Here is a 19137-nt window from a genome sequence, read left to right as displayed (position 1 = left end):
CCTAGAGTAGAGGAGTTCGCGGGAGCCTCATAAAGAGGCTGAGAGGGCTTCGTGCCGACCGTCAGACCTGATGCGGATCATGCCGCCGGAGGGAGAAGCCCATGCACGTCATTGTGGTCGGGGCCGGGATCATCGGCCTGTCGACGGCCTGGTTCCTGCGCCGTTCCGGCGCCGCCGTCACCATCGTCGATCCTGCCCCCGCCTCGGGTGCCACGCATGCCGCCGCGGGGATGCTCGCCCCCGCCGCCGAGGTGGCCTGGGGTCAGTCTCCCCTGTATCCGCTCATGCGCGCCTCCGCCGAGCTCTACCCGGAGTTCGCCGCAGCGGTGGCGAACGCGACCGGTCACGATCTGGGGCATTCGTACGCCGAGACCCTCGTCTGCGCCGGAGACCGGGCGGATCTCGCTTCGCTGCGCGAACTCACCGACCTACAGCAGGCGAACGGCTTCGAGACCACGCTGCTCAGCGGCTCGACGGCCCGCGAACTCGAACCCTCGCTGGGGCCGGGCGTGTGCGGGGCGGTGAGGATCCCAGGCGACCATGCCATCGATCCCCGCCGGCTCTCTGCGGCACTGCTCTCGACCGTCTCCGCTCACCTCGTCACCCAACGAGTGACCGGTCTGGTCCGGTCGGGGCAGCGCACCTGTGGAGTCGACCTCGATGACGGACGCAGGCTCGAGGCCGACCAGGTCGTCATCGCCGCCGGGGCTGGCTGCAATGAGATCACCGGGGCGCTGAGTCTGCCGCTGCGTGAGGTGTGGGGCGAGGTCATCCGTCTGCGCTTACCGGAGAGTTCGCCGCCCCTGCTCACCCGCACCGTCCGCGGTCTGGTCAATGCTCGTCCCATCTATGTCGTGCCGCGACCCGACGGGGAGCTTGTGCTCGGAGCCACCTCCCGGGAGGACGGACGCGGCGGGCTCAGCGCCGGCGGAGTCCACCGACTGCTCCAGGACGGCGAACGACTCGTCCCCGGCATCCTCGACGCCGAGATCACCGACATCACCACCCGAGCCCGACCCGGCTCACCCGACGATGTGCCGATCATCGGCCGCATCGACCCGGGATGCGTGATCTCGACCGGCTATTTCCGCCACGGCATCCTGCTCGCCCCCTTCGGCGGCAGACTCACCGCCGAACTCGTTTACGAACTCGCCTCCGACAGCGGAGTCACCTGCAACGAGGACTCTGGCTGGCTGCCGGACGGGGCGCTCGATGCGGTGTCGCCGGAGCGGTTCACCACCCCGGCGCATATCCGTCCCCCGGACACCGACCTCAACTTCACTGCCCCATACGCGACCACGGCAAGGAGCCGCTCATGACAACGACCATCACACTCAACGGCGAGGAACACGAACTCGCCGGCCCCACCTCGGCGCTCGAGCTCGTCGCCGGCATCGTCGGCAAGCAACTCTCCTCCGACGGCACCCCGAGCGACGGCACACGTCTGGGCATCGCCGTGGCCGTCGACGGAGAGGTCCTCCGGCGCGGCCGATGGGCCGAGTTCGCTCTGGACGAAGGCCACACCGTTGACGTCGTCACCGCTGTGCAGGGAGGCTGAGATGAGCTGGACCATCGATGGAGCGGCCATGAACTCCCGGCTCGTGATGGGCACGGGCGGAGCCGGTTCCCTGAGCATCCTCGCCGAGGCGCTGCAGGCCTCGGGCACCGAGCTGACGACCGTGGCGATGCGGCGCTTCGATGCCGAATCCCGCGATTCGGTGTTCGCACTCCTGCAGGACCTGGGCATCCGCGTCCTGCCGAACACCGCCGGCTGCTATACGGCCAGGGACGCGATACTGACCGCCCAGCTGGCTCGGGAGGCACTCGAGACGAACTGGGTGAAGCTCGAGGTCATCGCCGATGAGGACACACTGCTGCCCGACCCGATCGAACTCTTCCGCGCCGCCGAGGAACTCGTCCTCGACGGGTTCACCGTCTTCGCCTACACGAACGACGATCCGGCCCTGGCCAAACGGCTCGAAGACGCCGGTGTGGCCGCGGTCATGCCCGCCGGGGCCCCGATCGGCAGCGGTCTGGGCATCCTCAACCCGCACAACATCGAAACCATCGTCGCCAGGGCGCAGGTGCCGATCATCCTCGATGCCGGTGTCGGCACCGCCTCCGATGCCGCTCTGGCGATGGAGCTCGGGTGCACCGCGGTACTCCTGGCCTCAGCGGTCACCCGCGCCCACGATGCGAACTCCATGGCCCGGGCGATGGCTCTGGCCGTCGAAGCCGGACATATCGCCGCCGGTGCCGGTCGGATACCGAAACGGCCCTTGGCGCTCGCGTCCTCGAGCTTCGCCGGAATGGTGGAGTCGCTGTGAACACGGCGATCAATCCCGGGCCGTTGGTGGAACCCGGGGAAGAGCTCTCCCGGGACGAACTCGCTCGCTATGCCCGCCACCTGAGCCTGCCGGGCATCGGTCTCGAGGGACAGCGGCGGCTGCGGGCCGCCTCGGTGCTCGTCATCGGGGCGGGCGGACTCGGCGCACCCGTGCTCCAGTACCTGGCAGCGGCGGGAGTCGGTGCGCTCACGGTCATCGATGACGATGTCGTCGAAACCTCGAACCTGCAGCGACAGATCCTCCATCGCGATGCCGACGTCTCCCGGGCGAAGGTCGATTCGGCGCGGGATGCGCTCCTCCGGCTCGACCCGAACGCACGGGTGCGGGCGATCACGGACCGGTTGAGCCCGGACAATGCGCTCGAGCTCTTCGCCTCCCATGATCTCGTCATCGACGGGGCCGACAACTTCGCAACTCGGTATCTGTCCAATGATGCCGCCGAGCTCACGGGCACGCCTTTGGTGTGGGGAACGATCTTCCGCTACTCCGGTCAGGTGAGCACCTTCGTCCCCGACCATGGGCCGATGCTGCGCGACCTGTTCCCCGACATTCCCGAGGCCGATTCGGTGCCGAACTGCGCCGAAGGCGGAGTCTTCGGGGTGCTGTGCGGGACCGTCGGTTCGGCGATGGCGACCGAGGCGATCAAGCTCATCTGCGGCATCGGCGCACCGTACATCGGTCGGCTGCTGCGCTACGACGCACTCAGCGGTGAGTCGTCGACGCTGCGTTTCTCCCCCGATCCGGATCGTCCCCCTGTCACCGACCTCGCCGAGGTGACCGTGGCCTGCGCTGCCAGGGACCGCACCGCCGACGACGGGGCAGATCTGGGTCGGTCGGTATCGAGCACGGAGATCGGTGTGGTTGAGTTCCTCGCCGGCGAGGGTGAGCGGCTGCTCATCGATGTGCGGGAGGACTGGGAACGTGAGCTGTCCTCGATTCCCGGCTCGGTGCATGTTCCGCTCGGCGCTGTGCGGTCCCGCGGCTGGGATGCGGTGGCACCGCTTGTCGATACCGGGGCCGAGAGAGAGGTCGTCGGCACGGACACGGTCCGCGAGATCATCGTGCACTGCAAGTCCGGGGTCCGCTCCGCCGAGGCGGTCGACATCCTCACAGCGGGTGCTCCCGCCCGGGTGCGGATCCGATCGCTGTCGGGCGGCATCGACGCCTGGTCAGCGAGCAACGGTACCGGTGCGCCTCAGGGACGCTGAGGTTCTTGGGCCAGGTGGGCGGCCAGTCCGCGTTCGCCCGCCCGCATCACCGAATCGTGGAGGCGGGCGGCGAGGGGACGGAGCAGCCTGATCGATCTGCGCGTCGTCGTCACGCACCACGTGGATTCGATGGTCGTGATCGGTCCGTTCCTGCTCAGCGACCATTCGCCGACACCTCGGAGGTCTCCGGTTGCCGTGAAGGCGGCGAATCGTTCGGCCCTGATATCGCGCAGCTCGATATCGAAATCGAGGCTGAGTCCGATCGGACTGGTGACCAGCAGGTGTGCGCGACTGCCCGGAGCCACGGTGTCATCGGCGGGTTCGGCCACCGGCAGGCCCGGCCACCACTGTGGCCAGGCTTCGACGCGGGTCAGCACCTGCCACACTGCGGCCGGCGAAGCATTGACCCGCCACAGATTGTCGAAGTGGAACGGGGCTGACTCCCCCGGTGCCGTGCTCACATGTCGGTGGTCCATGCCTCGACGGTAGTGTGGAAGCCGTGAATGACGAAACACCCAGCTCGCGCCGCCGGCCTTCTCCTCTGCAGGGCCGGAAGCCGACGAAGGACGATCTCGCGGACTTCGCCACCGACGATCCCGACGCCATCGACGATGTGCTCCCGGCCGAACCCGGTTCGCTGCGGATGCTCATCGTCGGCATCAACCCGGGACTGTGGACGGCCGCAGTCAACGCGCCCTTCGCTCGCCCCGGAAACAGATTCTGGCCGTCCCTGCACCAGGCCGGCCTGACCGACACTCTCGTCGACGCATCCCGCGGACTCTCAGCCGCGGACGAACAGCAGCTGCTCGGCCGCGGGATCGGGATCACGAACCTCGTCGGTCGCGCCACTGCCCGCGCCGACGAACTCGACGATCAGGAGCTCCGCGACGGGGCGGCCCGTCTGGTCGACCGCCTCGGCGAGATTCGACCCCACAGCGTGGCTATCGCCGGGATCACCTCGTTCCGGATCGGGTTCTCCCAGCGGAAGGCGCAGCTCGGCGAGCAGGACACCAGCCTCATCGAGGGATGGCCCGAGGACATCGGACTCCACGTCGTCCCGCAGCCCAGCGGACTCAACGCCCACTATCAGATACCCGACCTCGCCCGAATCTGGCGTGAGGTCTGGGAGGGCATCGGCGACTGAGGCCCCTGTCAGGTCCAACGGCCGTCTCAGAGGGTGTGGGACCCGGGCATGAAGTGTTCGCGACAGCGGGCGGCATAGGATTCGAGTCCGCCGATATGGCTGGCGTCGATGTCAGTGGCCGCGGGTTCGGCAGGTGTCGGCTCGGCCGAAGCGGGTTCGGCAGATGTCGTCTCCGTCTCGGCATCGGTGCGGTCGAGTCGTTGGTGGAAGACGGCATCGCGGCCGCAGACGGTGCAGATCGCTGTGAGCTTGAGGACGGCCTCGGCGATGAGTTCTTCGACCAGGGGAACCAGTCCCTCGCCGAAGAACTGCGCCTCGTCGATGGCAATGAGGTCGTAGGCCTCCGACCGGGCCGTTCGAGCGAGACTGCCGACGTCGCCGATGGGAATCGCCGGGATGTTGACTCCGTTGTGCGAAGTGACCGCGGTGAGTTCGGCGCGTGTGTCGAGGGCATGGGAGACGACGAGAACATTGATGCCGGCGATCGTCGCCCGGCGCACCCGCCGCATGAGCTCCTCGGACTTGCCGGAGAACATCGGTCCGGCGATGACTTCGAGCCGGCCCGCGGGCCGGGGTGGGGCGGCTGGGTTCGTGGCCATGGGCTCAGCCTACGCCGGGGATCGTGAGATCAGTCGTCGTCGACGGTGACCTTCTTGCTGTCGACGTCGACGGTGACTTCGGTGTCCTCACCGTTGTCGTCGAAGTCGAACTGGTATTCCGCCCGACCGTCATCGTGTTCGAGCTTCCAACTGGTGAGTCGGCCGCCGCTTTTGTCTGCAGCGAGGTTGAGGGCGTCGTCGAAGCTCAGTGGATCCGTGAGGTCGATGGGCCCTTCCTTGTCATCGGTGGAGTCCTTCTCGGTGTCGACGACCTCGCCCGTTTCCGCGTCGATGGAGATGTCGTGGTCGGTCGAGTCCTTGAGGATCTTCACCTCGTACTGCCAGGCGGCATCGCGTCGGTCGTAGTCGAGTTCGATGGCGTGGACAGTGCCGTTCCCGGCTTCCTTCTGCGCCGCGGAGATCGCATCCTCGGGAGACACCGACGGAGATTCGCTGCTGAGATCCGCATCCGGGGCCAGTCCTCCGGAGCCCTCCGCAGGTGCGCTCGATTGCTCGCCGGCATCGTCGTGGACGTCGTCGCCAGTGTCGTCGCCTGTGTCATCGTCGGAGGATTCTCCTGCCGGTGCTGTGGTCTCGGCTGCCTGCGACTGCTCGCCGCCGCCTTGGTTCTGCTCATCGTCTGTGCCGGAGCAGCCGGCCAGGGCGAATGCCACGGCCAGTGCGCCGGCGGCTGCAGTCGTTGCCGTACTCTTCGTCTTCATGGTGTCAACGGTAGCAACGCGCGGGCTGACGACCTACCTGCCTAAGAGGATTCTCATGCAGATGAGGACCTCATTCAGTCGAGGCAGAATTCGTTTCCCTCCGGGTCGGCCATGACGATAAAGCCGGCTTCCATCGGCGGTGCTGGATCGACGCGGTTGAGTCGTGCCGCACCGTGAGTCTGGAGTCGGCGGCATACGACCTCGAGCGCCTCCATCCGTTCCTGGCCCTCCAGCCCGGGGGCGGTTCGCACATCGAGATGGACTCGGTTCTTCACGGTCTTGCCCTCCGGCACGATCTGAAAGAACAGGCGCGGACCGTGACCCTCAGGGTCCTCGATCGCAGCCCGCATGTCCTCAGGCTTCAGTTCGATGCCGAGTCCGGAGATGAAGCGGTTCCAGGTTTCGAACGGGTCGGCTCCGTCCTCGAGCGGGACGCCGGGCGGTCCGGGGATGACATAGCCGAGCGCTTCGGCCCAGAACCTGGCCTGGCCGATCGGATCGTGACAATCGAAGGTGATCTGGACTGCGCGGCTCATCGTCTCTCCCTCATTGCCCGGTTCTGCCGTCGAGGCATTCGCGCAGCAGGTCGGCGTGGCCGCAATGCCTGGCGTATTCCTCGATGCGGTGGATCTGGAGTTCTCTCACCGCGATCTGGGAGTCGCCGAGGCGGGTCCCCAGATCTTCGTATCTGGCGACCTCCGCATCGGTGCGGGCCTGCTCCCGTTCGAGATCGGCGATCACGGCCGCCACCGTCTGGGCATCGGCGGTCTCCATATCGAAGGCCGCGTCCAAGCCGCCGTAGAGTGACGGTCGGGGTGCGTCGTCGGTGATCCAGTTGCACCAATCGAGTTCGACCTCGGCCATATGTCGGAGTAGGCCCAACAACGACATGGTCGATGGTGGGACCGAACGCTCGGCCAGCTGATCGGGCTCGAGGCCTTCGCATTTCATCCGCAGAGTGATGCGGTAGTCGTGGATGTAGTCGAGTTGGGTTTCCGCTTCTCCGTCGGGACTCGTCCCGTCGGTATTGCGCGGGTCCTCGGCAGGGTCGACCCACATGTCAGGGTAGACGGTGGCTTTCGTCCAGCGATTCGGGATGTCGGACATGAAGCATATTCTCCGCCAGCTCGGTCCCGATCACCAGAGCTCAGGTCGATCTGTTCTTCGCCGACAGGTCTTCGAGGAAGTCAGCGATCTCCGATCTCGTCCGCAGCCGACGACGCTGAGCATGCGAAAATACCGGGTCGACCATGATCGCACCGAACTTGGTGCGGGCCTGCCCGGAAGAGTGCCACGCCCACCAGATGATCGATTCTTCTCGCTTCCAGATCTTGAACCCGTCCCAGGTCTCGCGATTGCCGTTCCACAGCGCCTGCCGCGTCCCGGCCCGGCGGATCGTGCGCGCGATGACCTGCCGCATGATCGTCGCGCGTCCGGGATCGACCCAGACGATGGCGTCGGCGCGTTCGAGGATCCGAGTGCCCAGTTTGCTCTGATAGTTTCCGTCGACCACCCAGGAGTCTCCGGCGATCGCCTCATCGACCCGGGCCACGAAGGTCTCGGGATCTGTGGGAGTCCAGTCCGCACCCCAATGCAGTTCGTCGAGTTCGATGTGAGGCAGTCTGAGGGTCTCGGCGATGCGCAGGGCGAGCGTGGACTTGCCCGCCCCGGAGCTGCCGAGGACGCAGATTCGGCGGGGCGGTGAACTCGTCATCGGATCAGCCTATGCCGAGCCGGCAGCCCTATGCCACCGTCGACCGGACCTGTCCGAGCATTCGGCGACCGGACCTGCCCGAGCGCTCGTCGACCGTGCCTACCCAAGCGATCGGCGAGCTCAGATCGCCAGCTGAGCCGGCGAGGAGAAGAGACTCGGAACGTCTTCGCGGATCGTTTCTCCGAAGGTCAGCGCCCCGCCGAAGAGCTTCTCGATCGCATTGACCGTGTGCAGCACCCTGTCGCGGGAGACCGGGGGCATGAGGTCGCCGTCCTTGAGGTATCCCCTGAGAGATCCTCGCGCGGCGATCTTCAGCCCCAGACGTCCGGCGAGCAGCCAGGTGACGCACTCGATCTCGAAACGAACCTGACTGCCGTCGATGTCGCTGCCCGCGGCAGCAATTCCGAGTTCTGGTCGGGCGCCGCGATGGCCGGCGAACACCTCGGCGAGTTCGCGCAGCAAGTGACCGAGCATGACGGTCGGACTCTGGGTCTTCGGCAGATCGACCATGCCCAGGTGCTTGTGGCGCAGCCGGCTGAGCACCGTACGCAGGCCGTCCCAGGTCGGAGCCGCGGCGCCGCCGAAGGGACCGATCGCCTCGGCGGGGACTTCAGGCCCGAAGGTATCGGCGATGTCGTAGACGAATTTCACCGGAGCGAACGGATGGAGGATGACGAGCGCCTCGGCGTCGTCCCTGAGCCGACGATCGAAGCGGTGCAGCCAGGCCTCTTCTGTTTCGACGAATCGTGCGGAACCGCGCTGCTGGGCGATCAGTGCTGCGTTGAAGGCGGCCAGCTGGGGGAAGCGGCGGACGAAGGCGAGCAATTCGTCCCAGGGCATGAGCGGCCGATGGTCGCCGGCTTCGGTGTAGAGGGCGTCGAACGAGTTCACGTTTCTATCCATGACCTCACGGTACGGCGAGGCACTGACACGGGTGCCCACAAGCACGGAGGACCCCGGTGCAAAGTGAACGCTGACCAGCCTAATGACGTCTACCATCGAGTTAGTATCCTCGCCATCATCGAGGCTGACCAGTCCCGAGCTCAGAAGGAGACCGCAATGGGCAAGAGCCACGACATCACGCTTCACATCGGCCGCGAGGAGCTGGTGATCCGCCAGCGCTATCAGGTCGTGAGCATCGTCAACGATGTGCTCATCGGTGTCTGGTTCCTCATCGGAAGCTTCATGTTCTTCTCCGATTCCCTGATGTTCGCAGGAACCTGCCTCTTCGTCATCGGCAGCATCGAAATGCTCATCCGTCCGGTCATCCGTCTGTTCCGGCATCTGCACCTGCAGCGTTTCCGCGGGCAGAGTCCCTCCCTCGGAGATGCCTCCTACGACTTCTGAGCAGAGACGACGCGCACAGCCGTCTGAGCGGCCAGGGCCGCGACCGCCATCGTGGCCGCACCACAGCACCACTCCCGGCGGCGCAGTCCGATGGCTGACCGTTCCAGTTCCTTCCGCGTATAGGCTGCTCCGGGCCACATGATCGGCACCGCGGTGGCCACCCCTGCCGTGTAGCGGCGCAGCGCGAGCGAAGACAGCAGGTGGGCTCATTCCGCGGACGTGTCCATCGTCTCGAGCCGCCCCTTCCGCAGATGGAGCACCCGGTGTGCGTTCTCGTACGCCCATCGGCGGTCGTGGGTGGTCGAGAGGACGGCCCCGCCACGGTGGAGAAAATCGGCGATGAACAAGTTCAGTCGGTCGATGGCGCGCTGATCCCGGCCCAGTGTCGGTTCGTCGAGGAGCAGGATCGTCGCTGCCGACAGCAGCGCCGTCGCCGCCACGAGATCCTTGCGCCGGGCGATGTCGAGGTCGAAGGGATGGACCTCGGCAAGCCCGGTCAGTTCCACCGCCGCGATCGCCTCTCCGACCTGTGCCTGACGCTTCGCCCACACGGATTCGCGGTCCCGACGACGATGAGCAGGCAGCGGAACGGCGGTCGTCAGCTCGGCGGCCACGGTCCGTGCCGAGAGCTGGATCCCGGGATCCTGGCCCGCCCACCCCAAGTGGGCCGCCCGTTCATGACTCGGCAGGCCGTCGATGCGCAGATCCGCGCCGAGGTGGCCGACCGTGATCGTGCCGGTGCACTCCGCCGTGGGTTCGAGCAGACCGAGCAGACCCCGCAGCAGCGTCGATTTTCCGGCTCCATTAGGGCCCATGATGGTCACCGATTCGCCGCGCCGCAGCTCGAGGTCGATGGAGTCGAGCACCGCAGACTCTCCGCGGACGACGCGCAGACGATCGACAACGAGCAGCGGTGGGACGTCTGTTCTCAAGTTCTCGGCCTCTGGCGTGGTGTCCGAGTCCGAGGCGAGCTCAGTGGTTTCGGTGTATGCCGTCGCCCAGACCCCTCCGGCTGTCAGTGCCGCAGTCGATGCCGCTCTCTGTGTCGCGGCCGGTGTCCATGATTGCTCCTGCTCGGACACCCGCAAGAGTCTGCCGCGGTCGAGGAGGCTGAGCTCGTCGCAGACTGCGGTGAGCTCATCGGACTGGTGGCCGGTGATGAGCACCGCTCCCCCGCGCTCACGGTAGTCACTCAATGCATCCGCCAAGCGCGTGCGCGCTGCGGGGTCCAGGGACAGGGACGGCTGGTCAAGGACGAGGAGTTCCGGGCCGAGAGTCAGCAGGCTCGCCAGGGCGACCAGTTGGCGCTGCCCTCCCGAAAGGGTGTCCAGTCGACGCGGCCATAGGTCCTCGATGCCGAGACTCCGCAGCGCCGCCTCGGCGCAACTCCGAGCGGTGGCGGAATCGGCGCCGTGGAGTCGCCTGGGCAGCTGCACCTCATCGGCCACGCGACCGGTCATCCCGCTCAGTTGGGCCTCCGGATCATCGCCGAGCATGACTGCGGTGCCGTGAACCTCGAGGTGGCCGGTCATCTCCCCTCGGTCGCTGAGGAGTCCGACGACGAGGCGGGCCAAGGTCGAGGTTCCCGATTCGAGGGGGCCGAGCACCGCATGAAGGCTGCCCGGCTCGATTTCGAGGTCGATGTCGGTCAGGGCGGCGGCAGTCTTCTGTCGATAGGTGAATCCGACTCCACGCAGTGAGAGGACGGCGATCTCACTCACCTCCGATCAGCACGGCGGCATCGGGCAGCGGGAGAACCCCTGCCACGGAGGCCGCGATGAGCAGAAGGGTGAGCACGGGAGCGCCTCGGCGAATGATCTTCTGCACTCCGTCATCATTGTGGTCCTGAAGCGAGACCCGCGGACCCGAATCTTCGAGACCGCGCTGCTGGAGAACCTCGTGACGTTGTTCGACCTCGATGAGCACCGAGGTGAAGAGGCCAGCGACGATAGCAGGCAGCAGTCGGATCCGCACCGACCAGCGATCGACGGGCCAGCCGCGGGCCGCCCGGGACTCGATAGCCTGCCTGGTGCGGGTGCGCAGCAAGGGGATGAGGCCGATCGCCGAGGCACACACATAGGCCACGCTGACAGGCATTCGCAGTGCCCTGAGCCCGTCGAACATGCGTGCGGAATCGGCGCCGAGGCCGAAGAGCGCGCAGAGGGAGACGAGCGCGCTGACCCGCAGCCAGATCTGCACGGCAATGCTCAGACCTTCGACCGTGAGCCGGGCGGGACCGAGCTCCCACAGCACATGCGCCTCGGCGCCGGGGTAGAACAGTCCCTGCACGACACCGACGACGATGAGCGTCGGCAGGCACAGCACTCCCACGCCGATCATCCAGCTCGAGAACCTCACGGCCGGTGAGACGACTGCGGCCCCGAGGGCGAGGGCGATGATCACGAGGGGCACGAGCGGAGAGGGGACGCCGAAGACGAGCAGGAGGGCGCACACGAGAATGATGATCTCGGTGGCCGGGTGCCAACGCCTCCGTGTCCGTTCCCGCTCGAGAACGGCATCGCTCATTCAGCCGACCGGAACCGGTTCCGCGGCTCTTCGCGGCAGACTGTGATCGGTGAATGGGTACCGGTCGAGGATGCGTCGCGGCAGGGTGCGGAGCACGACATAGGCGAGGGCGAAGATCAGCGCCTTGTCGATGATGTCGGAGAACATGCTCTGGGCGAAGGTGGCGTTGAACATCTCGAGGCCGGCGGCCTGGAGGATGGCGACGACTCCCCCGGTGCCCGAGCCCAGGCCTCCGCCGAAGACGTAGGCGGCCACGGGAGCTCCGAGCGCTCCGGCCGGAACTCCGGCAATAGCTCCCGCGATGACGGCGAACCAGGGTGTGCGGAAGGCGCCGAGGCGGGCCGCCCAGCCGGCGGCGGCACCGATGAAGGCCGCGCCGGAACTGAAGGCGATGACGCTGGGGCTCAGGGTCACGCCCCAGATGAGGTTCGAGACGATGCCGGTGAAGGCTCCCGCGGCGGGACCGGCGAGGACGCCGATCATCACGGTGCCGATGGAGTCGAGGTAGAGGGGAACCGGCGTGACATTGCCGATGATCTGCCCGATGACGATGTTGAGGGCGATGGCCACGGGGATGAGGGCGATGATGCTGCGTGGGATGAGCGGGAGGGTGCCTGCCGCGAGGAGGATGCCGCCGATGAGGTAGCCGAGGATGACCCACAGGGTGGTGTGGCCGAGGTCGATGCCGAGGTTGGCCGGTTGGGTCAGCAGCACGGCGACATAGGTGCCGAGGATGACGAGGGTGCCGAGCAGGGTGAGGGTGAGGGGAAGCTTCGGGGTGCGGGTTTGTCCGGGACCGACCGGTGCGGTCGGCCCCTGCCCAGGCTGTCGTGAATCTGCGGTCATCGGGATGGTCCTTTCATCAGGGTGGCGCCGAGGTGGTCGAGGAAGGTCTGCGCGTCGATCGAGCGGATGATCTCGGCGTTGACCGGCTTTCCCCACCGTCCCAGCCAATCGGCGACGGTTTCGCCACGTGTGAGTGTACCCGTCAGTTCCACGTCGACCGGCGCACTGATGCTCGTCGCCCAGGGCAGCGCCCCGGGAGTTCCGTTGGGGATCGAGGGGCTGTCGTCGTTGGGCGACCCCGTGGCTTCTGCAACCGAGGTGTTCGCAGCGGTCTCGCCGCGCGCCCAGGCGAGAGCGCAGGCGAGGACGAAGGGATCGTGGATGTGCGCGATGTAGCCGAGTCCGTCGGATTCGTGGAATTCGAAGTAGAACCGCAGGGCTTCGGCCAACTGAGTCAGCCATTGCGACCAGGGACCGGCTGCGGCACCGGAGAGGATCGCCTGCAGACGGCCGGGAGTCATCTCGACCGCCTCGGTGGCTTCGATCGGAGCGATGACGGGCAGATGGCGAACAGTCCCGGAGGTATGAGCGCGACCGAAGGCGGCGAGAACGGAGGACGTGGATTCGGGGTCGAAGGTGACGTTCCATTCGGTGGTCGGGTGGGTGTTGCCGCGGTAGTTGAAGGCCCCGCCCATGATGAACAGGCGTTTGAGGAGGCCGGGCAGTTCGGGGTCGAGGTCGATTGCGAGCGCGAGATTCGTTGCAGGCCCGATGACGACGCCGATGAGCTCGCCCGGATGGGCTCGGGCGGCGTCGACCCAGGCCTGCGCCGCCGAGGTCGAATTGGGGGTTCCTGCCGGTTCGGGAACCTGCGCATGACCGGTTCCGCTGGTCCCGTGGGTGAGATCCGCATACTCCGGTCCGGCCGGTTCCCCAGAGTCACGTCCCGCGGGTTCCCCGCGATGAGGGCCTGTCGCTGCTTCTGCTTCTGGTCCTGCTTCTGAGGCGGCTCGGCGGGACTGCCAGGCCAGGGGCAGAGGGTGGCCTGCGTGGACGGGAATGTCTCCTTGTCCGGCGAGTTCGAGCCACCCGCGGGTGTTGCGGGCCACCTGTGCGGTGGGAACATTGCCGCCCGATGCGGCGATGCCGACGGTGTCGATGTCGTCCTGACACAGCAGATATCCGAGGGCGACGGCATCGTCGATGCCCGGGTCGCAGTCGAGGAACAGAGGGATTGTGTTCGGCATGGACTCTATTCTGCCCGACGTCACACCGCTTCAGCCCGTGGGCGTTCCAGCTCGCAAGCCGCTTCGGCCCGCAAGCGGCCACAGCCTGCAGGCCGTCTCCGTCATCGGCGCGGCAGGCGGGCCCAGTTGCTGCATGGCTGCGTCGATCCTCTCCGCACGGATCGACAGCAGAGGTAGATGGTCTTCGCCGACGGTTCGTTGATTCCGAAGGCCTTTCGGAGATCGATCGGCTCTGCGGATTCGAACCGTGTCCCGAGCATCTCACCGAACCAGTACCCGGTGAACCACGGTTTCGGGGCGAGCCAATAGGCGTTGTTGAACAGCTCGCAGTCGCAGCAGCACGCTCCCATGCTGCCGAGTCTCTCCAGCAGGGCTGTGGCCCGAGGAGCGGTCCGGTCCCGGAAGGTTACGGCGAACCGGTGGGTGCCATTGCATCCGAATTCACCGAGTTGGCGGAACACATAGCAGGCCAGGCATTCACCTGCCCTGGGGGTGAGGATGCGCGCAGAGGCTTCATCGATGATCGTTTCGAATTCTGGTTGCATGATCTTCTTATCCATGACCACACCCTGCCAGTCGCCACTGACATGAAAACACGGCAAACCGCCTCTGTGACCGACACTAGTACTATTGATGCAGATCACACCGGGTGAGGCAGGGAGCACATAGAATCGGGAGAATGAGCATTCTTGTCATCGGTGAGGCCCTCATCGACATCGTGACCACTCCCGGCGCACCCGATCGATACGCCCCTGGCGGTGCCCCGGCGAATGTGGCTCTCGGGCTCGGCCGCCTCGGCGAGGAGGTGGAGCTGCTCACCGACGTCGGCGATGACTTCCACGGCGGTTTCCTGCTCGCCCACCTCCGGGCCTCGAACGTTCAGGTGCATGCGACGCCGAAAGGTGCGACCTCGACAGCCCGGGCCACCCTGGCCGATGACGGATCCGCCGACTATGACTTCCGGCTGCGCTGGAGTCCGGATGGCAGTCTCGTAGCCGATCGGTCGTTCTCGGCGCTGCACATCGGGTCGATCGCTGCCTTCCTGGCCCCGGGATCAGCGGTCGTGGACACGCTGCTGGACACCGCCTCGGCGCCGAATTCCTCCTCGGGAACCACCCCGTTGACGACATTCGATCCGAACATCCGGCCGAGCATCATCGGATCGCACGCGGAGTCACGGGCGCGGTTCGAAGCACTCGCGGCCCGCGTCGATGTGGTCAAACTCAGCGATGTCGACGCCGATTGGCTCTATCCGGGCGAGTCGGCCGAGACTCAGCTCGATCGGATCCTCGGCCTCGGAGCCGGACTCGTCGCCATGACCCGAGGGGGCGACAGTGCGCTGCTGTCCACGGCTTCAGCGCGCAGCCGCATCGCCGCTGAGACCGCGGAGGTCACGGATACGATCGGGGCCGGAGATTCCTTCATGGTCTCCCTCGTCCACGATCTGCATCGACTGCCGACACCGATCGCCGACCTCCACGCAGACCAGCTGACCGAAATCGGAGGGAACGCGGCGCATCTGGCGGCCGTCACGGTCGCCCGCACGGGCGCGGATCTGCCGTGGAGCAGCGAGTTGTGATCTTTGGTCGGCGCGACTGAGCGGCCACGTTCTCCGGTCGTACGGACGGCCGGAACCGAGCATCGAGTGCCGAGTGCAGTCGGCATCAGGGGGTGCCGCGTCTCAGTGTTGCCCGCCGGCGTCGAGGAAATCGCCGAGCTGGCGCAGCGCAATCGTATGACCGTTGCGGTGCCCGTCGACCATGCCCTCCCCGACGAAGGACACGAGTTGGTCCGTGATCTCGACGTGCGTTCCCGCGGGTGTCGCGGTGAAGGTCCATGTCACGATCGCGGTCGAGAGTATCTGGTCGCCTGATCGGAGCGTTTCGGTGCTGACGGCATAGGCCTCGGGTTCGATGCGCGGGTAGTCTCCGCTGGCGTGGAACTCCAGGACTCCCGGGGTGCCGCAGCGGAAGGCCGTCGATCCGCCGGCGCGGAAGTCATCGTGGTCGTAGACCATTGCCTCACCGTCGGGGACTCCCCATGTCGCTCGGGCTGCGGTATCGGCGAACGCGGCCCACACCTCGGCGACGGGGTGGGCGATTTCGGCCCCGATCCGCACGGTCTCTGACAGCGGTGGGCTCTCACTCACCGGAGAACACGATCCGGTTGCCGTCGGAGTCGTCGACCGGCAGGATCCGCTGTCCTCCGCCGGGCTGCGGCCCATCATGGTCGATCCCCGAGGCGCTCAGCCGTTCGGCAAGTGAGTCGAGATCGGATGCGGCGAGAACCACCGTCGAACTCCCTGCACGATCGGCATCGACCCAGACCTGAATGCCGAATTCGGCGGCGAATCGCCATTCGCTCAGACCCGGCATCGGACTGGTGTCGGGCCCGCGGTCGAACAGGGTCGAGTACCACTCGATCGCGCCGGCTTCGTCGCTGACGCTGATATTGGCCATAAGTCCAGTGAACATCATCGTTCCTCTCCTGGTGCCTTCATCAATCCTGGCGCCTTCATCAATCCTGGCGCCTTCGGCAAAGTGATTGCGAGTTGCAATCACTATTCAATCGAAGCACAGACTACCGAGCCTTAGCAAGGGCTCGAGTCACACGAATCTCGGTTCTTTGACGTCGACAGCGAAGGTCAGGACCCGCCCAGCTCGGCCTCGAAGGCCGCCTGCAGCCGCTCGGAGGCGCGGGGTGCGGCCGGGTCGGGCCGAGCCGCGCCGAGGTGGCTCTCCCGCAGTTCGTCCATCAGAGCGGTAACGAGTTCGGGATGCTCCGCGAGGATGCGCGCCCGCACTGTCAGTTCCGGTGAGGTCCGGCGGTGGTTCATTCCCCAGGTGCCGAGTGCGACCATGACCGGCACGGTCTGGATTCCCGCCTCGGTGAGCGAGTAGCGTGCACGCTGTCCCCTCGCCGCGTCTTCCCGGGTGAGCAGACCATCATCGACGAGTCGCCGGAGCCTGGACGCGAGCATGTTCGAGGCGATCCCCTCGTCATTGAGGCTGAGCAGCTCACGGAAGTAGCGCCGGCCGCCGAAGACGATGTCGCGGAGGACGATGAGCGACCAGGAGTCGCCGAGGACCTCGACGGCCGCGTTGATGGCGCATCCCGATCGCGGTTCGCTTCGCACCGATTCCTCCAAGTGATTGCAATTTACAAGTACTTCATCTTACGCTAGGGACAATTCTCATCCACCATCACATCGGAGTGATCATGGCCAGAACGTGTGTCAGCAGTCTATTCGTCTCGCTCGACGGCTTCGCCGCCGGAGATCATGTCACCTTCAGCAAGCCGATCGGGGATGCACAGTCGCTCTTCGCCTGGTTCGACGGGCGGGGCATCGACGGCGTCGATAAGGTGGATGCTCCGGTGACAGTCGATCGGGCGCTGTTCGCCCTTTGGGGCCAGGGCATCGGGGCCGAGATCATGGGCCGACGCAAATTCGGCCCGCAGTCGGGCCCCTGGCCGGATGACGGCTGGCGCGGCTGGTGGGGCAAGGAACCGCCATTCAAGACCCCCTGCTTCGTGCTCACTCATCATCCTCATGAGCCGGTGGAATTCGACAACGGCACGAGCTTCCACTTCATCGACGCCTCTCCTGAGGACGCGCTGGCACAGGCTCAGGCTGCCGCGAACGGGCTGGGAGTGCGCATCGGCGGCGGACCTTCGACGGTCAAGCAGTTCCTGCAGGCCGGCCTCATCGATTTCATGCACCTCATGATCGTCCCGATCACCCTGGGACAGGGAGTATCGCTGTGGGAGGGTATCGCCGGGCTCGAGGAGGACTTCACCATCGAATCGCTCAGCACGGCAAGCGGTCTCACGCACCAGCTGTGGAACCGGAAGGGCTGACCGCGGTCGTGCACCGGATCGGCTGAATGCGCGGATCGGGCGGACACCACTCGGTGTCCGCCCGATCCTTCGGCGCTGAGGCCGGAGTCGGTATCGCTGCCGGTATCGACGTCTGCTTACTTGACCGCCTCGGCGATGGGGGTGTTCCCGTCGTAGAAGTTCACGGTCTCCCGCACGCCCGCACCGGTGTCGACGACGTGAGTGATGACATCGGCGACGAGTTCGCGGGAGGTGGTGTTGGTGCCCTCGGCCGGTGCCTGGCCGTCGACGTCTCCGCGGGCATCGGCGAGGGTGAGGGTGCCCGGAGAAGGCTCGAGCGTGAGTCCACCGGGTCCGAGAATCGTGTAGTCCAGCGAGCTGGCCCGCAGGTATTCGTCGGCACCGTGCTTGGCTTCGACGTAGGGGTAGAACGAGTTCTCCGGATCGACGCGGTCGAGGTCGATGCCCGCCGTCGCATAGGAGACGATGACGTACCTGTTGACGTCGGCCTGGGCTGCGGCATCGATGGAGCGGGTGGCGGCCTCGAAATCGACTGCCTTGGTCCGCTCTGGGTTTCCGCCTCCTGCACCGGCGGAGAAGACCACGGCCTTGGCTCCTGTGAAGAGGTCGGCGAGCGCCTGGGTGTCGGCGGATTCGATGTCGAGGACGACGGGGTTGGCACCGGCGGCTTCAACATCGTTCGACTGCTCGGGCTTTCGGATGACCGCGTCCACGGCATATCCGGCGTTCTTGAGCTTGGGAGCGGCCAGCAGGGCGATCTTGCCGTGCCCTCCGAGAATGACTACGCGATCGGCATCAGACATGTGATTCTCCTTCGTTGACGACAGCTCTTGCTTCTCACCACAGCCGAGACGAGCTCGACTTTATTCCCCGGAGCCTCAGCGACCGAGCAGGCGGGAGAGGAAACCGGGCTTCCTTCCCCCGCTGGTTCGCGCCGCGTCCCCATCGACGCCGGTCTCGAACTCCGGCTCGGGGGCGACTGCGGCAGCGTCGAAGCCCTCACCTGTGAGTGCGAACAGATCGAGCGACTCTGGCAGACCGGCGATCACGGTCAGCTTCTCGATGAGGAGGTCCCCGTCGAGTTCCGTCTCGCCCTCCGCCACCGTCTCGCCCTCCGCCACCGCCTCGGGGTTCGCGCGTCCGTCGGCAGCCTGCTCGGCATCACCGTCGTCGGCGGGGACTCGGATCAGCTCCTCGCCCGGTACCGGGCGACCTTCGTCGATAGTCGTCTCCCCGTCTTCCTCCCGGAGATGACGAACGGTCTGCCCATCGGCGAAGACGCAGAAGTCGACGAAGCCCACACTCGAGACCGAGGCGGCGAAATGGACCTTCCCGGGCACTGCGAGCGATTCCGCATCGACCGCCTCGGCGAGGGCCTCTCCCCCATCGATGATGATCGTGCTCGATTCCGCACGAACAACGCACGTCCGCTCGTCCGCGGGCGTCAGCAGCACCTCCTCGGCCCGGATCTGCCGGTCCAGCGGCTTCAAGCCGAGTGCCATCAGGTGGTCGTCGCGAAGTCGAGAGTCCGCAATGAGGATGTCGGCGTTGAGTCCCATGCGACCGACCTTACCGAGCCGTGGCCTCGAGATGGGGGAATTCGGCGTCTGCACAGAAGACTCCCGCCGCTGACTAAAC

25 protein-coding genes and 1 riboswitch are annotated in these 19137 nt (G+C 66.3%); of the genes, 8 read left to right on the top strand and 17 right to left on the bottom strand.

Features of this window, described 5'->3' with window-relative positions; translation table 11 throughout:
* The first annotated feature begins 8 nt into the window (after positions 1 to 8).
* Positions 9 to 111: riboswitch (TPP riboswitch) on the top strand.
* From thiO to moeB, 4 genes are all read left to right on the top strand, one after another.
* The gene (gene thiO / locus CV023_RS01470; protein WP_230743697.1) at positions 102 to 1319 is read left to right on the top strand and encodes a glycine oxidase ThiO; all 1218 of its coding nucleotides are present in this window, start codon (positions 102 to 104) and stop codon (positions 1317 to 1319) included. (Overlaps the previous riboswitch by 10 nt.)
* Complete coding sequence (gene thiS, locus CV023_RS01465) at positions 1316 to 1558, top strand: sulfur carrier protein ThiS (RefSeq protein ID WP_230743696.1); 243 nt, start codon at positions 1316 to 1318, stop codon at positions 1556 to 1558. Before thiO ends, thiS begins: the two co-directional genes overlap by 4 nt.
* A 1-nt stretch (position 1559) precedes the next feature.
* The gene (locus CV023_RS01460) at positions 1560 to 2327 is read left to right on the top strand and encodes a thiazole synthase (RefSeq protein ID WP_230743695.1); all 768 of its coding nucleotides are present in this window, start codon (positions 1560 to 1562) and stop codon (positions 2325 to 2327) included.
* The gene (gene moeB / locus CV023_RS01455; protein WP_230743694.1) at positions 2324 to 3556 is read left to right on the top strand and encodes a molybdopterin-synthase adenylyltransferase MoeB; all 1233 of its coding nucleotides are present in this window, start codon (positions 2324 to 2326) and stop codon (positions 3554 to 3556) included. Before CV023_RS01460 ends, moeB begins: the two co-directional genes overlap by 4 nt.
* Here moeB and CV023_RS01450 read toward each other — a convergent pair.
* Positions 3544 to 4032: an SRPBCC family protein gene (locus CV023_RS01450; RefSeq protein ID WP_230743693.1), complete on the bottom strand. Its 489-nt coding sequence runs from the start codon at positions 4030 to 4032 to the stop codon at positions 3544 to 3546. The genes moeB and CV023_RS01450 overlap by 13 nt on opposite strands.
* Positions 4033 to 4055: 23 nt before the next feature.
* On the opposite strand from CV023_RS01450, the gene CV023_RS01445 reads away from it, so the two are divergent.
* Complete coding sequence (locus CV023_RS01445) at positions 4056 to 4700, top strand: mismatch-specific DNA-glycosylase (protein WP_230743692.1); 645 nt, start codon at positions 4056 to 4058, stop codon at positions 4698 to 4700.
* Positions 4701 to 4726: 26 nt separating this feature from the next.
* On the opposite strand, the gene CV023_RS01440 is transcribed toward CV023_RS01445, so the two are convergent.
* The 6 genes from CV023_RS01440 to CV023_RS01415 form a co-directional block, all read right to left on the bottom strand.
* Complete coding sequence (locus CV023_RS01440) at positions 4727 to 5299, bottom strand: thymidine kinase (RefSeq protein ID WP_230743691.1); 573 nt, start codon at positions 5297 to 5299, stop codon at positions 4727 to 4729.
* Between the two features lie 29 nt (positions 5300 to 5328).
* Positions 5329 to 6021 (bottom strand): PepSY domain-containing protein, encoded by a 693-nt coding sequence (locus tag CV023_RS01435; RefSeq protein WP_230743690.1) that lies wholly within the window; start codon positions 6019 to 6021, stop codon positions 5329 to 5331.
* Positions 6022 to 6095: 74 nt separating this feature from the next.
* Entirely contained in the window at positions 6096 to 6557 is a 462-nt protein-coding gene (locus tag CV023_RS01430) for a VOC family protein (protein WP_230743689.1), read from the bottom strand.
* Positions 6558 to 6567: 10 nt separating this feature from the next.
* On the bottom strand, positions 6568 to 7128 hold the full coding sequence (locus tag CV023_RS01425; RefSeq protein ID WP_230743688.1) for a DinB family protein: 561 nt from the start codon (positions 7126 to 7128) through the stop codon (positions 6568 to 6570).
* Between the two features lie 40 nt (positions 7129 to 7168).
* Complete coding sequence (locus CV023_RS01420) at positions 7169 to 7735, bottom strand: AAA family ATPase (protein WP_230743687.1); 567 nt, start codon at positions 7733 to 7735, stop codon at positions 7169 to 7171.
* A gap of 120 nt (positions 7736 to 7855) precedes the next feature.
* The gene (locus CV023_RS01415) at positions 7856 to 8638 is read right to left on the bottom strand and encodes a hypothetical protein (protein WP_230743686.1); all 783 of its coding nucleotides are present in this window, start codon (positions 8636 to 8638) and stop codon (positions 7856 to 7858) included.
* Positions 8639 to 8701: 63 nt separating this feature from the next.
* On the opposite strand from CV023_RS01415, the gene CV023_RS01410 reads away from it, so the two are divergent.
* Positions 8702 to 9082, top strand: a complete 381-nt coding sequence (locus CV023_RS01410) for a YrhK family protein (protein ID WP_330166639.1) — start codon at positions 8702 to 8704, stop codon at positions 9080 to 9082.
* 206 nt (positions 9083 to 9288) lie between these two features.
* On the opposite strand, the gene CV023_RS01405 is transcribed toward CV023_RS01410, so the two are convergent.
* The 5 genes from CV023_RS01405 to CV023_RS01385 form a co-directional block, all read right to left on the bottom strand.
* The gene (locus tag CV023_RS01405) at positions 9289 to 10803 is read right to left on the bottom strand and encodes an ATP-binding cassette domain-containing protein (protein ID WP_230743685.1); all 1515 of its coding nucleotides are present in this window, start codon (positions 10801 to 10803) and stop codon (positions 9289 to 9291) included.
* Positions 10796 to 11608, bottom strand: a complete 813-nt coding sequence (locus CV023_RS01400) for an energy-coupling factor transporter transmembrane component T family protein (RefSeq protein ID WP_230743684.1) — start codon at positions 11606 to 11608, stop codon at positions 10796 to 10798. The genes CV023_RS01405 and CV023_RS01400 overlap by 8 nt, the downstream gene beginning before the upstream one ends.
* Positions 11609 to 12454 carry a histidine kinase gene (locus tag CV023_RS01395; RefSeq protein ID WP_230743683.1) on the bottom strand — a complete coding sequence of 282 codons (846 nt, stop codon included), beginning with the start codon at positions 12452 to 12454 and terminating at the stop codon, positions 11609 to 11611. It lies immediately after the preceding gene.
* Positions 12451 to 13641 (bottom strand): nucleoside hydrolase, encoded by a 1191-nt coding sequence (locus CV023_RS01390; protein ID WP_230743682.1) that lies wholly within the window; start codon positions 13639 to 13641, stop codon positions 12451 to 12453. Before CV023_RS01390 ends, CV023_RS01395 begins: the two co-directional genes overlap by 4 nt.
* A gap of 101 nt (positions 13642 to 13742) precedes the next feature.
* Entirely contained in the window at positions 13743 to 14201 is a 459-nt protein-coding gene (locus CV023_RS01385) for a DUF2695 domain-containing protein (RefSeq protein WP_230743681.1), read from the bottom strand.
* 119 nt (positions 14202 to 14320) lie between these two features.
* Here CV023_RS01385 and CV023_RS01380 point away from each other — a divergent pair, with 119 nt between their 5' ends.
* Positions 14321 to 15220 (top strand): carbohydrate kinase family protein, encoded by a 900-nt coding sequence (locus CV023_RS01380; RefSeq protein ID WP_230743680.1) that lies wholly within the window; start codon positions 14321 to 14323, stop codon positions 15218 to 15220.
* A 102-nt stretch (positions 15221 to 15322) separates the two neighbouring features.
* On the opposite strand, the gene CV023_RS01375 is transcribed toward CV023_RS01380, so the two are convergent.
* From CV023_RS01375 to CV023_RS01365, 3 genes are all read right to left on the bottom strand, one after another.
* Positions 15323 to 15790 (bottom strand): SRPBCC domain-containing protein, encoded by a 468-nt coding sequence (locus CV023_RS01375; protein ID WP_230743679.1) that lies wholly within the window; start codon positions 15788 to 15790, stop codon positions 15323 to 15325.
* Positions 15783 to 16118, bottom strand: coding sequence for a VOC family protein (locus CV023_RS01370; protein WP_230743678.1), 336 nt, complete (start codon positions 16116 to 16118; stop codon positions 15783 to 15785). Before CV023_RS01370 ends, CV023_RS01375 begins: the two co-directional genes overlap by 8 nt.
* A 167-nt stretch (positions 16119 to 16285) precedes the next feature.
* On the bottom strand, positions 16286 to 16777 hold the full coding sequence (locus CV023_RS01365) for a winged helix-turn-helix transcriptional regulator (RefSeq protein ID WP_230743677.1): 492 nt from the start codon (positions 16775 to 16777) through the stop codon (positions 16286 to 16288).
* Positions 16778 to 16860: 83 nt separating this feature from the next.
* On the opposite strand from CV023_RS01365, the gene CV023_RS01360 reads away from it, so the two are divergent.
* A complete protein-coding gene (locus tag CV023_RS01360; RefSeq protein ID WP_230743676.1) occupies positions 16861 to 17499 on the top strand; it encodes a dihydrofolate reductase family protein in 639 nt (212 codons plus the stop codon).
* A gap of 116 nt (positions 17500 to 17615) precedes the next feature.
* On the opposite strand, the gene CV023_RS01355 is transcribed toward CV023_RS01360, so the two are convergent.
* Together CV023_RS01355 and CV023_RS01350 are read right to left on the bottom strand one after the other, a co-directional pair.
* The gene (locus CV023_RS01355; protein ID WP_230743675.1) at positions 17616 to 18302 is read right to left on the bottom strand and encodes an SDR family oxidoreductase; all 687 of its coding nucleotides are present in this window, start codon (positions 18300 to 18302) and stop codon (positions 17616 to 17618) included.
* A gap of 75 nt (positions 18303 to 18377) precedes the next feature.
* Entirely contained in the window at positions 18378 to 19058 is a 681-nt protein-coding gene (locus CV023_RS01350) for a hypothetical protein (RefSeq protein WP_230743674.1), read from the bottom strand.
* Positions 19059 to 19137 lie beyond the last annotated feature (79 nt).

This window comes from Brevibacterium sp. CCUG 69071, assembly GCF_021023135.1.
Taxonomy (GTDB): domain Bacteria; phylum Actinomycetota; class Actinomycetes; order Actinomycetales; family Brevibacteriaceae; genus Brevibacterium.
This window is presented reverse-complemented; position numbering and strand designations above follow the sequence as displayed.